This is a genomic window from Mesorhizobium sp. M0293 (assembly GCF_040321735.1).
Lineage (GTDB): Bacteria > Pseudomonadota > Alphaproteobacteria > Rhizobiales > Rhizobiaceae > Mesorhizobium.
Window position 1 is genome coordinate 15,751 of sequence record NZ_JAMYSA010000004.1, and the last position, 13,868, is coordinate 29,618.

Below are 13,868 nucleotides of genomic sequence, written 5' to 3' on the forward strand. Positions count from 1 at the left end.
ACGTGGCAAGCGCCCAGTTCTTCCGCGGCGAAGCACTGGGACCCAACCTTCGTCGATGAGTGCATTCATGCCTTGAGGATCCCGATGACCGTTATGAACCCCGACAAAGCCGGCGCGGCAAGCCTTGAGACGATCGCGCGAAACGGCAGCATGCTGCGTCGCATAGCCGTACGCATTCCGACCTACCTGTCGGATATTCGCGAGAACCCGGCGTGGCTGCCCATGTTCATGTTGGCGCGCACCATGCCGGCACGGAGAATGCACTGGCGTGGTGCAAAGCCGGTCCGAAGGTCGCAAAGAGCCCAGGATACGATGTTTGCCGGTATCAATTGCCAGGACGTTGTCGACGCGCTGCGAATGGATGGGCTTTTTCCCGGCCTCGTCCTGCCAACAATGGTGGCTGAAGATGTAGCCGCATTCGCCAGGTGCACACCTTGTTTCGGCACGAATTCATGCCGGCGGAGCATGCGGTGGCTGAGGCGCGGTTTGGCCGTCCGTTGCTCAGCGGTCATTCATTATTTCGAGCGCATTCTGGGCTGTAACTTGGCCGTTGCCATCCAAAACGATCCGCTGCTCATGGATATTGCCGCGCACTATCTCGGCGGCCAGGCGACGCTGATCACAACGCGCGTCTGGTGGAGCTTCCCGACCGGCCAGGCGTCGGACGCCGACAAGAACCTGGCTTCGCTCGGCAAATACCACTTCGATCTGGACGACTGGCGGATGCTGAAGTTCTTTTTCTATCTGGTGCCCGTCGACGAGGGGACCGGCCCGCATGTCTATGTCCGCGGCAGCCATGATCGCCGCGCCCTCAAGCACCAACTTACGCTTGTCGTCGGCCATCCCGCGCAAGAGATTCTGGACGTGTACGGCAAGCAGAGCCCGGTCACGCTGACCGGCGAGGCCGGTTTCGGTTTCGTCGAGGATCCGTTCGGGTTCCATATGGGCACCGTGCCGGCGCACAGGCCACGGCTGATGATGGAAGTTGGCTTCGGGGTTTCTCCTCCATCACGCCGCCGCTTCCATGGCGAGCCTGTGATCCGCTGATTTCGAAAAGTCCCGAAACAGCCTTCCCGGACCACAAGTCTTGTGAGGCAAGATAAGGCTATGCCGCCAATCGATCTGTTCGGCGCCCAAAGCGGTTGTCCGCACATGCCTTGAACTGGGCTGGTGCAATGAGTCTCGCCATTGCTCCAACCAGCGCATGAATGCCTGCTTAATCGAGGTTAGACGGCAGTGCGCCCCAAGATCCTCCTCGATATCGCCTCAGATGCTCTTCGAAAACCGCCTTTACGGACCGAGTCATCTCGGGTCCCCTTTGCAGTGGCCGGAAGGTGGTGCACAGCCGTATCGTGCTTCGGAATCCTGAATGGATGCGAGGGGCGGTTTCCCTGGGGCGGCGCATGCAGCGGTGCCGGCATGACAGCTTCGTCTTGGATCTGATGCTCGACAACGTCGGCGGTGAAGGCTCTGTTTAGGCGGCTTACCCGGACATGGCCTCAATGCAGGAGATCGGCCATCTCCCTGTTCGAGCACATTCATTGGCGATCAGGCGCCTGCGGCCAAGGCAGTTGGCTGATTAGCCGAGCGTATTCGGCTTCAGCCCTGCCATACGACCCGTCAGCCAGCGCAATCAGACGCGTGCGATCAAGGATAACGACCTCTCCTCGCATCGATCGTATCAGACCTTGCCCCTCTAACATTTGCAGCGCTATGGTGACGCCGGGCCGCCTGACACCGAGCATGACTGATAAGAACTCGTGCGTAATCGCCAAGCGGTTTCCGTCGACGCGATCATCACACATCACCAGCCATCTTGAGAGCCTATCGACGATGTTCATCCGGGCATTGCTGAGCGCGGTGAAGCTTGCCTGGAGGTGAAAGTAGTGAACGTAGCGGAGCAGAAAAGTTCGCAGGGTTGGGCTTGTCAAAAGCGCCTTGGTGAAGAGGCCCGCGTCGATAACAAAGGCGCGGGCTTCTAATTGCACGTAACAATCGTGCGTTGATCGGTCATCGCCCATGATAAGCGCTGAGCCGGTCATGCCCTCACAACCAATGATTCCGATCTCAGCTTCAATACCAGGCCGCAGTTCGCCCACCACTGACCCGAGACCGCTCTCGAAGAAGTACACGGTTCTGATTGGTGACCCCGCCACTTCGAGATGCGTCTTCAGTCCAAGGGAGACGCTTTCCAAGTGAGGTTGCAGCAATGCCAAATCTGCCGAGCACATTCGAAGCAGCAGCGAATTGCGATAGATGGAATTTTGGCGGGTGTCGCGTTGCGCGGCAGTGTGAGTTTGTGAACTGGAGTCTGTCATAGCTCCCTCTCCCTATTGGGGCGGAAGCATGTTGATCGCTCACAGCCGACGGACGCCCTTAGAGTTGCCGTCGATGGCACACTGTATGCCTGCGAACCCCGGATGTCCCATTTTTTTGATTAACTGCCTTGACCGGCGCGAGCCAAGGTTTGGCGCGCCCGCGCTAACACGGCATTCAGATACCCAGACCTTACGGAGGCCTCACCGCACAGGGCGGTGCGCACTCCGGCTCGACGACGGCTGTCGAAATCAGACTGCTGTGGATGCACTACCATTGACCGGTACTAGGATTCTCGACCTCGCCGATAAGCTCGTCTGTACAGCAAGCGGCCTTCCTGCCTATCCCAATATCAAAAGTCAAACCCGCCGCAGATGCATATGCCTGGCAGCATGTGTCGGTCTTTGGCCACGCATCTGCGACACCGAAATCAAGTAGCCCGCCATGGCGCGACCCTCAATCTTCTACTTCAGGGAGCCTGCCCTGCCATTCAAGGTCAGTCAGCACTTCGGCCTCCACAGTCATGTTTTCCGCGAATTCACCGGCATGTTCGGCGAGAAGCTTTCTCGCCGCGACGACCGCTGAACGCTTTCCTTCGCACTTCTCGTGGAACCTGGCTACGCTCTGGCCTACGTGGTCGCCGTTCCATTTTATTACGCCCACTATGGCATACCAGACGCCTTTCCCGGTCCTGCGACGTCGCAGAATTTCGAGTCGCTGATCTGCCAATTGGGCGATGGCTTGGTAGAGAAGTTCGTGCTCCGGGCGGTCGGCACCTCTCGAACGAGCCTCATGGGCAAAGCCCTTCAGGCTAGGCTCCTTAAGTTCAGCTACTGCGTGCGAAATCTTCCACAGATTTGCGGTAGCCTCGTCGAGTGCGTGCCGAGCATCATAGGTAAGCGGCGGTCGCTTCACCGAACCCCCTGCGCGGATCTCATCTTGTCCGACTTCACCTTCGGCCAGATGTCTGCGGCAATCCTGTCGAGTTCGGCCTTGCCCACTACCCAGCGGTGCTCCTCCTCAGCCCTCTTCTTGGAGAGCTTTGGCTGAAGTGCCACCACCGTTCCCTTGTTGTCGGAATCATTGAAGGTGGCGCTCATAATGTCGCTAGTCGACCGTGTGAGGCCCTTTCGGATATCGCCCGCAGCATCGAAAACCCAATAGGCTCCTTGGGCATCTAGAATCCGATTCGGCGCGGTGCCTTCGTTCTCAACTATCACCGAGACGACCCGCTGGCGTGTGCCGGCGTATTGCGGGAGAGCGTCCTTTCCGAAGATCATTCCCTCTACAAGCCGCCGCGATAGCCGCAGAGGTTCGCTGTTCTCCGGGAATATGTAGTGACGACTGGACACCCGGCTTCGCTCCTTCGATCGCCGAAACGCGATGGCACATTCATGGTAGGCGGCTGTCTAAAGATTGCAGTATCAAAACTCATTGGCAGCATTTGATCAACTATCGCTCACGCTGCTGGATACGAGCAGCTGTCGCACTTCGCCGGAGACAAATAAGTCAACCGCGAATTGACTGTGAGAGGGATGAGTCCCAATTGGGTGATGCCTGACACTGGTGGAAGGCGAAACTGCGGGCGACTGGAAGCTCAGCAATGCCCATGAAATTGGGCAGCTGGTGCTGGTCCGGCGCTATGACGTCAGACGATGGTATCTGCCGAATGACCTGGGGAACCTTCGGGGACGTCGAGGCCGACGTGGTCGGAAGCAAAATGAGTTACAGGCGGTGCGGCAGGAACGAGTATATGCAAGCTGAGACGCCTGTCGCCGTCGCCGCGTTCTAGGCCGACGTTCTCCGCATTCCGAGGCCTGGTGAGCGATACGGGTGCGCCTGAGTGTCAATGGCGCATTTAGCAAAGGCCCTGGCACATGATTCACCGCCGTGCGAGCTGATCGAAACTGGTTTGCTGGATTGCATCGTAATAGCGCCGCCCACCAGGAAACATTTTTCTATCGTTTGCGGTTAGGGCCGCATGGCGCGCTTGTCGGACGCAACAAGCCAGCTTGGGCAATAGGCAGCTGGCAATCCACCCCGTACTCCCTACTGCAATCCCTAGCCCCGAACGAGACCGCCATGCCGTCACCTCCCGATTTCGCCGACGATTTTCGGGCCGGGCTGATCACGCTGCTGCGCTGGCGCAGGGATGTGCGGCGCTTCGAGCCGACGGCTCTGCCGGAGGGCAAGCTGGAACGGCTGCTCGAGCTCGCCAGCATTGCGCCCTGCGTTGGCCTCAGCCAGCCCTTGCGCTTCGTAGTGGTCGACAGCCTCGAGCGGCGCACCGCCGGTGAGAGACTGCTTCGAACGCTGCAATGCCGAGGCGCTCACGTGCTTTTCGGGAGAGCGCGCTGCACTCTATGCCCGGCTGAAGCTTGCCGGTCTCAACGAGGCGCCCTGTCAGTTCGCGGTTTTCGCCGACCGCACGACCGGACAAGGCCTTGGGCTCGGTCGCATAACCATGCCGGCGACCATCGACTATTCGGCCGTCATGGCGGTGCACACACTGTGGCTAGCGGCGCGGGCGGAAGGCATCGGCATGGGCTGGGTGTCGATCCTCGATGTGACCGAGATGGCCGAGATTCTCGACACGCCGCCCGAGTGGACGCTGATCGGTTATTTCTGCCTCGGCTAGCCTGCGAGGAGCACGACATGCCCACCTTGGAACGCGAGGCGGCCGCCGGTGGTAATCAGCGGTAGGGGGGTGCCCATCACTTCGTCTCTTCCCTGGCGATGAGCTTGACGCAGATCGGGTCGCCCTTCGCCATCGGGGTACATTGCCATTCCGGACCGAAGCCGAAGTTCGTGTTCTTGCCAAGGCCAGGAAAGAGCACTGACAAACCGGACCGCAGCGAAGATGGCGCTGGCGGCAACCGGGCTGAAGCCGGGCATGGAGGTGGTCGACCTCTGCTGCGGCGACGGCTGTGCCGATCGCCACGGTCGCCCGCCATGTCGTCGCCATAGACATCTACGCCGACCAGCTGGAGGCCACGCAGCGCCGCTACCGGCGCCGGCGTGACCAATTGCGAATTCGTCGCCGGCGACGCCTATGAACTCGCTACTCTGGTGTCACGCCCCGTCGACCTCGTCTTCATGGCCAACGCTTTCCATGGCGTCCCGGACCGACCGCGGCTGGCACGTGCCGTGCGCGAGGCGCTCGCCCCCGGCGGGCATTATGCCATCGTCAACTGACACCGGCGCCGCGCAGACGACGACGGTCCTGGGCGAGCCGCGCGGCCCGCGAAGCGAACTCAGGCTGTCGCCGAGACAGACCATCGCCGATGCCGAAGTCGGCGGCACAATGCTTCTACATGCCGGACTGCCTGACTAGGGCTCGCAGGCCGGTCGTCCGTCCACTGTCCAAGGCCTGCTGGCCGTTTCTGAGGCCGTGATCCTGCCGCGGGTGAGTCTGCGATTGTCATAAGAGCGTCAGGCGCGAATAGAACTTTAGGTCCCCACAGCAGCCGACCTATCCATGGGGCGGATGGTAGTGATCACTACAATCAATTGTACCAATATCATGGAATACTACTACAAGGCCGCCACTTAAAGCGGCCGGATGGGTATCCGTCTCGCGTGGGCGGATGCTGCCCGCAAAAATGCGGAGACGAACATGTGCGGGATTGTTGGCATCGTTGGGCAACAGCCGGTGTCGGATCGGTTGATCGGCGCGTTGAAGGGTTTGGAATATCGCGGCTATGATTCCGCCGGCGTTGCGACGATCATCGACGGTGCCTTGCACCGCCGGCGCGCCGAGGGCAAGCTCGTCAATCTCGAGAGGCGACTGAAGGAAGAGCCGCTGAGCGGCAAAGTCGGCATCGGCCACACGCGTTGGGCAACCCACGGGGCCTCGACGGAACGCAATGCGCACCCGCACTTTACCGACGGTGTCGCCGTCGTCCATAACGGCATCATCGAGAATTTCACCGAGCTGAAGGAGGAATTGGCGGCGGATGGCGCCGAGTTCCAGACCGACACTGACACCGAGGTCGTTGGGCATCTCTTGGCAAGATACCGCCGCGAGGGCATGAGGCCGCAAGAGGCCACGCGTGCCATGCTGAAACGCGTCAGGGGCGCCTATGCGCTTGCCATCCTCTTCGAAGATGAACCGTCGACCATCACGGCGGCGCGCAACGGACCACCGCTGGCGATCGGTCACGGCGACGGCGAGATGTTCCTGGGCTCCGACGCGATCGCTCTTGCGCCCTTCACCAATGAAATTACCTATCTCATGGACGGCGACTGGGCCATTGTCGGCAATTCGGGCGCCCATATCTTCGATATCGACGGCCATCCCGTCGAGCGTCCGTGCCATATCTCCACGGCCGCGGCCGATCTGGCCAACAAGGGCAGCCATCGCCACTTCATGGAGAAGGAAATATACGAGCAGCCCGAGGTCATCGCCCATGCTCTTCGTCATTACATCAAAATCATAGAGGGTCGCGACATGGTTCCTGGCATCGATTTCGCCAAGGTTCCGAGCTTGGCGATCTCTGCCTGCGGGACCGCCTATCTCGCCGGACTGATCGGAAAATACTGGTTCGAGCGCTATGCGCGCCTGACGGTTGAAATCGACGTTGCGTCTGAATTCCGTTACCGCGAGATCCCTTTGCCGCCGCAGTCCGCGGCTCTTTTCATTTCGCAATCCGGCGAAACCGCCGATACGCTTGCATCGTTGAGGTACTGCAAGGAGCGTGGGCTGAAAATTGGCGCTATCGTCAATGCCTGCGAATCGACCATCGCTCGGGAGGCCGATACGGTCTTCCCGATCCTTGCCGGACCGGAGATCGGCGTCGCCTCTACCAAGGCTTTTACCTGCCAGCTTGCCGTTCTAGCCGCACTCGCCATCAGCGCCGCCAGAGCCCGCGGGACCGTCCCCGAAGGCGAGCTGCAGGCGCTCGTCAGGAGCCTCGCCGAATTGCCGCGCGTCATGGGCCAGGTACTCAACAGCATCCAGCCGGAGATCGAGTTCTTGTCGCGCGAACTGTCAAAGTATCGTGACGTCCTGTATCTCGGCCGTGGCACCAGTTTCCCGCTAGCGATGGAAGGAGCGCTGAAGCTCAAGGAGATTTCCTACATCCATGCCGAAGGCTATGCAGCGGGTGAATTGAAGCACGGGCCAATCGCATTGATAGACGAGAACATGCCGGTGATCGTCATCGCGCCCCATGACCGCTTTTTCGACAAGACCGTCTCCAACATGCAGGAAGTGGCTGCCCGTGGAGGGCGGATTATCCTCATCACCGATAAAAATGGGGCAGCCGCATCGAAACTCGACACCATGCACACGCTCGTGCTGCCGGTAGTCGACGAGATTATCGCGCCAATGATCTTCTCGCTGCCGATACAGCTTCTTGCCTACCACACGGCGCTCTTCATGGGGACAGATGTAGACCAGCCGCGCAATCTCGCAAAATCGGTCACGGTCGAATGATTGTGAACCTGTACAGATGGCGAAGCTCTCGATGGAAAGCTACCCTTTGTCTGGATCCGGATGAAAACCAGATGACCAGTGTTTGCTGGAATTTGGAATCCCTTTTTTCGGCCGGTCGATCGGGGCACAGGGCGATCGAGCTTCCTAGAGCCGACGTCAGCACGCAGCCGGGGGCTTTCAAGAGTGGGTCTTTCGCTCCCCCGCCGGTGGAGATTGGCCGAAGGAAGCAGTGTCCGTACCGGGAGTTCGAGTTGGTGTTCAGAGTTCCAGGGCCCCCTCCTGAGATGGCCTGATCGGCTGTAGCGCATCCGACCTGCGATCCTTCGCGAATAATTCTCGCCGTTGGCTTTCTTGATTAGAAGGAGGTGAGCCGCCATATTCCGATCCAGCTCCTAATTCAGGCGGCCCATTCCATGGATGAAGCCGGTCCGGCTGAATGGACGTCCATTTTTTGATTTGCTTGGTCTGCGCCGCCGGGGGGGTATCTCCCGAGGGAGCTCCCATGTTCTTGGAGATGTTTATGAACGATTCGCGCATTCCCGAACCAGTCTTGACGGCTATGTCGCAGGGGACCCACATCGTCCGCGCTTATCGTGAGCACCTTGGGTATTCGATCGAGGACCTGACGGTCGCGAGCGGGCTTGCCGCTGAGGAAATTCAAAACATCGAGCGAGGTCTGAGGTACAACAAGGGATATCGGGATCGGATAGCGAGATCGCTTTCCATACCTGTGGGAATCCTTGAGGCAGAGTCGCACATTTCGGACGCCGCCTGATCAGTCGGATGATCCGCAATGGGTGGACTACCGCTCTTGTGATGTGAAGCTTGCGGCTGATTGTAGACGCTGATTCCGTTGGGATGCCTCTGGCGCAGTACCGCCAAGAGAATCTCGTCAACTTTCCGATGCAGGAACCCTTCACATGGGCTCGCGAACAACAAGGCGATGTAGCCGCCCGGAGTGCTACGAAACGTGCACGAGGGCATCGGCTCGCGACGAAGGATTGTAACGGCGAACTCTTGGTAGTTCGGCGAGGCGATGCTGGCGCTTGAGCATCAACTCGGCCTACGAGAGTGGCTACTCCTAGGCTGAATCGGCCAACATGGCCGGCATCGCGCCGCTCTGAAAATAACATGGCGGGCATCCTGACGTTTCCGGGTTGACTATGGGTGTTCGAACCACGAAAAGGGGCCGCTCTTCGTGAGTGGCGTGCGCCGGCAGTCTAACCCCAAGCCCCCCCGCCCAGGCTGCCGGCGCGCTTCTAGAAAGATCGAGGTAGGCACTCGCTGCGCTCTGCCCGCCGACACCTTGTGCTTCCTCCAGCGAGTCCAGCGGACCACCATGGGTGTTGCCAGTTCTGGTGCTTACCCACGTCCATTTGCGATCTCGGGTCATTGAGAGTACCGCAAGCACCCTCTCTGCTGGATGGCAACGCGGCTCGCGCCGCCCGTATGCAGCGCAAGCTCCATGCACGAGGTCGTCCCTTCAAAATACTTGATGCAGTTGCGCTTGCGTAGCTCCTTGCATGCGCTCGATGCCAGGAGGAGACCTCTGTCTAAACGCTCGCATCGATGCAACGCCGTTGATCACCATCATCGCGGCGACCGCTTCGCGGGGGGCCGCAGCCGTTTTGGAGCATGACGATCATGCCGGCGCCATCGCAGTGACGCACATGCAAAATTCACAGATGCATTCTCGCCCAATGCTAGGTGCCCAGCATATGTCCGGCATCCCGCAACGCGGCTACGAAGAGACGGGCATTGCCGTTGGCATCCATCTTGGCCTGCATCGACAGGGGCATCCCGTGCCAGCTCTCCAAGGACGCAATGTAATGTGAGAACATGCCGTTAACGATGCAATAGTGGGTAACTAGGCCGTGTACATCCAACGCCAGCACGCCGAATTGGCCGCCGTGATATCGGATGGCAGCGACCCGCTGGACCTGCGCGTCACCGTCGATCCGCACGTCGAAAAGCAGGATGCCGCGGCTCCTGGTGGCTATCTCGGCGGCTTTTTCAGCGAAGCTCAACGAGAGCGAGCGGACGCTTTCGACTGCCATCTGTAAAACCATCAAGTTCAGTTCATCCACTGACATAAGGTACCTGTGCGCAAGACATGGGTGATTGCAATCGACCACACCGCTTGTTCACAGATGTCGGCTCATCACCGGTTATTCAGGGTTTGCCGGTCATCTTTGCGGCAAGCCATCCGGGCTCCTTGTACCCTGCAACCGTTGCAGTGGCGTCCCTCGGCGCTCGGAACCGCCAGGCTCTGCTCGTCGAGAACTTTGTCCGCGAGCAGCGGCCGCTTGAGCATTCCGCTGAAGCGTGACGTCTCACCAGTCCGTGTCCTTGCAGCTCACCGCGAGGGCGTTTTGCGCACCGCACGCAAGCGCACGAAACTGGTCTCCGTTCACTTCACAAAATGGTTTTCCTGAAGTACTGGAGCGCAGAGAAATCTCCGGTCGCAGCCTACCCGGTTAAAACAAGGACCCAACGATGAAGACTCTCGTCGTCTGCTCCGGCGGATTGGATTCCGTTACTCTTGCTCACAAGGTGGCAGCGGAGCACCAGCTTACCGGCCTGCTATCGTTCGATTACGGCCAACGGCATAGGAAGGAATTGGGCTTCGCCACCCTTTGCGCGGAGCGCCTGGGCGTCCCGCAGCGAATCATCGACATCCACGAGATCGGCGGCGGCCTTTCCGGCTCCGCGCTGACCGACAATGTGGACGTGCCCGATGGGCACTATGCCGAAGATACGATGAAGGTAACGGTGGTGCCCAACCGGAACGCCATCATGTTGGCCATTGCCTTCGGCCTCGCCGCAGCGCAAGACGCTGACGCGGTGGCGACGGCCGTGCATGGTGGGGATCATATTGTCTATCCCGATTGCCGTCCGGCCTTCATCGATGCTTTCCAGATGATGCAGGACCACGCGCTCGACGGCTACGCGCAGATTCGCCTTTATGCACCCTATGTGAACCTGACGAAGGCGGACATTGTTAGGGATGGAGCCACATACGGCACGCCGTTTGCGCAGACCTGGTCCTGTTACAAGGGCGCCGAGCGTCATTGCGGGAGGTGCGGGACCTGCGTCGAGCGGCGTGAGGCGTTTCACATCGCCGGGCACCCGGACCCAACCGAGTACGAGGACTCCGACTTCTGGCTCGGAGCGCTGCGAAGGACCACCGCGTAATGTTCCGCATCACCAAGGAATTCCACTTCTCAGCCTCGCATCAGCTCACCTCATTGCCACCCGATCACCAATGCGCGCGCCTGCACGGACATAACTACATCGTCGAAGTGGAGCTTTCAGCGAATGGACTGGACGATCACGGCTTCGTGCGCGACTACCACGATTTGGCGCCATTCAAACGCTACATCGACGAGAGCTTCGACCACCGACATCTCAACGACGTGCTGGGACACGAGCAAGTCACGGCGGAATATCTGGCCAGACATTTCTACGACTGGTGCAAGGCACGCCTGAGCGAAACCGCGGCCGTGCGGGTGAGCGAAACGCCGAAAACCTGGGCGGAATACCGGCCATGACCAATACGCATCCCGCAATCCGCGTTAGCGAGATTTTCGGGCCGACGATCCAGGGCGAGGGCGTGCTCATAGGTTTGCCGACGATCTTCGTCAGAACCGGCGGGTGTGACTTTCGCTGTTCCTGGTGCGACAGCCTGCATGCTGTGGACAATCAATTCCGCCATGAATGGGAGATGATGTCCGTCGGCGCGGTGTGGAAAAATGTGCTTGCGCTTTCCGGTGGCCGCCCGCTTATGGTGTCACTGTCAGGCGGCAATCCGGCCATCCAGCCGCTCGGCGCGCTCATCGACCGAGGCCATGGTGACGGTTACCGTTTTGCGCTGGAAACCCAAGGTTCGCTTGCCAGGGACTGGTTTGCGCACCTTGACGTGCTGATCCTCAGCCCAAAGCCGCCGTCAAGCCAAATGACGACAGATTGGGCCGCTGTCGAGGCGTGCCTCCAGGCGGCACAAGGCAAGCCCCAAATCGTGCTCAAGCTCATTGTTTTCGACGAAAGGGACTACGCCTACGCGAAAGACGCCGCTGCGCAATTTCCGCAACTTCCGATCTATCTGCAACCCGGCAATCACACGCCGCCACACCCGGCAAATGATGACGCGCCCGTCGACCTTGACGGAATATTGAAGCGCATGGAGTGGCTGGTTGACAGCGTGACCCGCGACAAATGGTTCGAAGCCCGCGTGCTACCGCAGCTGCACGTTATGCTCTGGGGTAACAAGAGAGCCGTCTAGGCCAGGCCCTTTCCACCGGAACTGCACCGGCATATTCGGGTGAACGGGTGGTTCAACGTTGACCGCGCTGCCGGGGTGCTTGCGGACTTCTGCCACCGGCCCAAGTGTTGTCAGCCGCTTGCACGGCACCTTGCATTCTCCTTGCAAGGTCGAAGGGAGCTGTCGCCGACAACCATGATCTCACAGGCAGGGCATGAGCGGGCGACATCGTCGCCATGCCAAGACGCGTCTGGTCCGCTTCGAACCGTCTCGGCCGACGGTCGCCGGTCAACAGTGGAAAACGATCGCAATCGGTTCACGATCGAGTGAGAGCCATGACCGTTCCTCTGCGGTGCTCAGACTGCCGCCGAGTGCCTGGCCGTTCCAGTTTCGAAATATTTGTCGAACCTGGCCGCGATGCTTCGGACGAAAGGGCGACTTTCAGCCGGCACAACGAATCTGTCGCCATCAAGTTCAAGCAATCGAACCGGATCGTGGAGGGCCATGGAACTTGACTGAAGGAGGAGCCTCTGGCCGGCCTCGCCGAAGCGTTCCACCAGATCGATGGCCGAGAAGGCGAAGTCGCACATCAAACGTTCGATGATCCAGCCGCGAACGCGGTCGTCGTCGGAAAGTGCGATACCGCGGACGGCGGCCAGCCCGCCGTCATCAACCGTGCATCGATATTCGCGGGTCGAAGGCATGTTCTGCGCATAGCCCTGCCGAAACTGGCTGATGGACGATGGGCCTAGCCCAATCAAGGTTTCGCAGCAATCGTCGGTGTAACCCTGAAAGTTCCGGTGCAGTGTTCCGGCGCGGGCGGCAAGGGCCAGGGCATCGCCGGGTTTGGCGAAATGGTCGAGGCCGATTGCTTCGTACCCCTGGTCCACGATCGCCCGCGCCGCCAGTTGCAATTGAGCAAATCTCTCCGCGGGACCGGGCAGCCATGCCTCGTCTATCATGGTCTGATGTTTCTTGAACCACGGCACATGGGCGTAGCCAAAAAGCACTATCCTGTCGGGTTCCAAGGTCAGCGCCTGCGCGACGGTGGAGGAGACGCTCTCCCTCGTCTGGTGCGGCAAGCCGTAGAGCAGGTCTAGATTGACCGATTCGACGCCGCGCGAACGAACACCGTCGACTACCGCTTTGGTCTGCAAAAAGCTCTGCTCGCGGTTGATTGCCTTCTGAACCTTCGGATCGAAGTCCTGGACGCCGAGGCTCGCACGGGTCGTGCCGATTTCGGCAAGCGCATCGAGGCGGGCATCGTCCATATCATTGGGTTCGATTTCAACGCTGATCTTGGCGCCGGGAAGAAAGGCGAAGCTGTTGCGCAGGACGCTTCCCAGCGCCACAATATCCTCAGGTTCCAGCATCGTCGGGGAACCGCCGCCGAAATGAACCGCGCGAACTCGGCCCTTGCCGGTAACAAGGCCGCCAACCGTGGCGATCTCCGCATACAGCGAGCGCAGATAAGCGGCCACCGGCTCGTAGTGGCGGGTCTGTTTGGTATGGCACGCGCAGAACCAGCAGAGCCTGTCGCAATAGGGAATATGCAGGTAAAGCGATATCTCGTCACCACCTTCGAGCGCCTCCAACCAGCCTCGGTAAACGACGGCATCGACGCCCGCATGGAAATGGGGCGCAGTCGGATAACTGGTATAGCGCGGGACGTTCTCGCCAAGTCTGGCAGCTAGCTTTTGTCGCATGTCGTGGTCCACCGTGTTTGCGTCGCCCGAACTGTGGATGCTTGGATGAGCCTAAGCCCTGATTTCGATCAACCTTCAGCACGGACAAACTGCCGCAAGGATTTTTCTACCGTGGATTGCTATCCTGCCCGCACTGGACCGGTAGAGC

The 13,868-nt window shown here is 59.8% G+C and carries 12 protein-coding genes and 2 pseudogenes; 9 read left to right on the forward strand and 5 right to left on the reverse strand.

Annotated elements, in window-relative coordinates:
- Nucleotides 1-84: 84 nt before the first annotated feature.
- Nucleotides 85-1,047: pseudogene (locus tag NKJ06_RS02725) on the forward strand (hypothetical protein).
- Between the two features lie 491 nt (nucleotides 1,048-1,538).
- Here NKJ06_RS02725 and NKJ06_RS02730 read toward each other — a convergent pair.
- From NKJ06_RS02730 to NKJ06_RS02740, 3 genes are all read right to left on the reverse strand, one after another.
- Nucleotides 1,539-2,318: a Crp/Fnr family transcriptional regulator gene (locus tag NKJ06_RS02730; RefSeq protein ID WP_023766597.1), complete on the reverse strand. Its 780-nt coding sequence runs from the start codon at nucleotides 2,316-2,318 to the stop codon at nucleotides 1,539-1,541.
- A 454-nt stretch (nucleotides 2,319-2,772) separates the two neighbouring features.
- Complete coding sequence (locus NKJ06_RS02735; protein ID WP_023766598.1) at nucleotides 2,773-3,231, reverse strand: hypothetical protein; 459 nt, start codon at nucleotides 3,229-3,231, stop codon at nucleotides 2,773-2,775.
- Complete coding sequence (locus NKJ06_RS02740; protein WP_156934443.1) at nucleotides 3,228-3,668, reverse strand: hypothetical protein; 441 nt, start codon at nucleotides 3,666-3,668, stop codon at nucleotides 3,228-3,230. Before NKJ06_RS02740 ends, NKJ06_RS02735 begins: the two co-directional genes overlap by 4 nt.
- Nucleotides 3,669-4,398: 730 nt before the next feature.
- Here NKJ06_RS02740 and bluB point away from each other — a divergent pair.
- The 5 genes and pseudogenes from bluB to NKJ06_RS02770 all read left to right on the forward strand — a co-directional run bounded on the left by bluB (nucleotide 4,399) and on the right by NKJ06_RS02770 (nucleotide 8,528).
- A pseudogene (gene bluB / locus NKJ06_RS35775) lies at nucleotides 4,399-5,019 on the forward strand (5,6-dimethylbenzimidazole synthase).
- Nucleotides 5,020-5,334: 315 nt separating this feature from the next.
- Entirely contained in the window at nucleotides 5,335-5,511 is a 177-nt protein-coding gene (locus tag NKJ06_RS02755) for a class I SAM-dependent methyltransferase (protein ID WP_023762808.1), read from the forward strand.
- The gene (locus NKJ06_RS02760; RefSeq protein WP_023809321.1) at nucleotides 5,495-5,650 is read left to right on the forward strand and encodes a hypothetical protein; all 156 of its coding nucleotides are present in this window, start codon (nucleotides 5,495-5,497) and stop codon (nucleotides 5,648-5,650) included. Before NKJ06_RS02755 ends, NKJ06_RS02760 begins: the two co-directional genes overlap by 17 nt.
- Nucleotides 5,651-5,932: 282 nt before the next feature.
- Complete coding sequence (gene glmS / locus NKJ06_RS02765; RefSeq protein WP_023766603.1) at nucleotides 5,933-7,753, forward strand: glutamine--fructose-6-phosphate transaminase (isomerizing); 1,821 nt, start codon at nucleotides 5,933-5,935, stop codon at nucleotides 7,751-7,753.
- A gap of 520 nt (nucleotides 7,754-8,273) precedes the next feature.
- On the forward strand, nucleotides 8,274-8,528 hold the full coding sequence (locus NKJ06_RS02770; protein WP_023735822.1) for a helix-turn-helix domain-containing protein: 255 nt from the start codon (nucleotides 8,274-8,276) through the stop codon (nucleotides 8,526-8,528).
- Between the two features lie 928 nt (nucleotides 8,529-9,456).
- Here the strand turns inward: NKJ06_RS02770 and NKJ06_RS02775 are convergent.
- Complete coding sequence (locus tag NKJ06_RS02775; protein WP_352775763.1) at nucleotides 9,457-9,846, reverse strand: hypothetical protein; 390 nt, start codon at nucleotides 9,844-9,846, stop codon at nucleotides 9,457-9,459.
- Nucleotides 9,847-10,249: 403 nt separating this feature from the next.
- Here NKJ06_RS02775 and queC point away from each other — a divergent pair, with 403 nt between their 5' ends.
- The 3 genes from queC to queE are packed head-to-tail and all read left to right on the forward strand — an operon-like array spanning nucleotide 10,250 to nucleotide 12,035.
- On the forward strand, nucleotides 10,250-10,948 hold the full coding sequence (gene queC / locus NKJ06_RS02780; protein ID WP_023766604.1) for a 7-cyano-7-deazaguanine synthase QueC: 699 nt from the start codon (nucleotides 10,250-10,252) through the stop codon (nucleotides 10,946-10,948).
- Nucleotides 10,948-11,304: a 6-carboxytetrahydropterin synthase QueD gene (gene queD, locus NKJ06_RS02785; protein WP_023735818.1), complete on the forward strand. Its 357-nt coding sequence runs from the start codon at nucleotides 10,948-10,950 to the stop codon at nucleotides 11,302-11,304. The genes queC and queD overlap by 1 nt, the downstream gene beginning before the upstream one ends.
- Nucleotides 11,301-12,035: a 7-carboxy-7-deazaguanine synthase QueE gene (gene queE, locus NKJ06_RS02790; protein ID WP_023735817.1), complete on the forward strand. Its 735-nt coding sequence runs from the start codon at nucleotides 11,301-11,303 to the stop codon at nucleotides 12,033-12,035. Before queD ends, queE begins: the two co-directional genes overlap by 4 nt.
- Before the next feature lie 335 nt (nucleotides 12,036-12,370).
- Here queE and hemN read toward each other — a convergent pair whose 3' ends face one another.
- Entirely contained in the window at nucleotides 12,371-13,720 is a 1,350-nt protein-coding gene (hemN, locus tag NKJ06_RS02795; protein ID WP_352808983.1) for an oxygen-independent coproporphyrinogen III oxidase, read from the reverse strand.
- Nucleotides 13,721-13,868 lie beyond the last annotated feature (148 nt).

Bases quoted from the DNA above. Each gene is read 5' to 3' on its own strand.
- NKJ06_RS02730 (WP_023766597.1), bottom strand. From the start codon at position 2,318: ATGACAGACTCCAGTTCACAAACTCACACTGCCGCGCAACGCGACACC.
- NKJ06_RS02760 (WP_023809321.1), top strand. From the start codon at position 5,495: ATGCCATCGTCAACTGACACCGGCGCCGCGCAGACGACGACGGTCCTG.
- glmS (WP_023766603.1), top strand. From the start codon at position 5,933: ATGTGCGGGATTGTTGGCATCGTTGGGCAACAGCCGGTGTCGGATCGG.
- NKJ06_RS02770 (WP_023735822.1), top strand. From the start codon at position 8,274: ATGAACGATTCGCGCATTCCCGAACCAGTCTTGACGGCTATGTCGCAG.
- NKJ06_RS02775 (WP_352775763.1), bottom strand. From the start codon at position 9,846: ATGTCAGTGGATGAACTGAACTTGATGGTTTTACAGATGGCAGTCGAA.
- queC (WP_023766604.1), top strand. From the start codon at position 10,250: ATGAAGACTCTCGTCGTCTGCTCCGGCGGATTGGATTCCGTTACTCTT.
- queD (WP_023735818.1), top strand. From the start codon at position 10,948: ATGTTCCGCATCACCAAGGAATTCCACTTCTCAGCCTCGCATCAGCTC.
- queE (WP_023735817.1), top strand. From the start codon at position 11,301: ATGACCAATACGCATCCCGCAATCCGCGTTAGCGAGATTTTCGGGCCG.
- hemN (WP_352808983.1), bottom strand. From the start codon at position 13,720: ATGCGACAAAAGCTAGCTGCCAGACTTGGCGAGAACGTCCCGCGCTAT.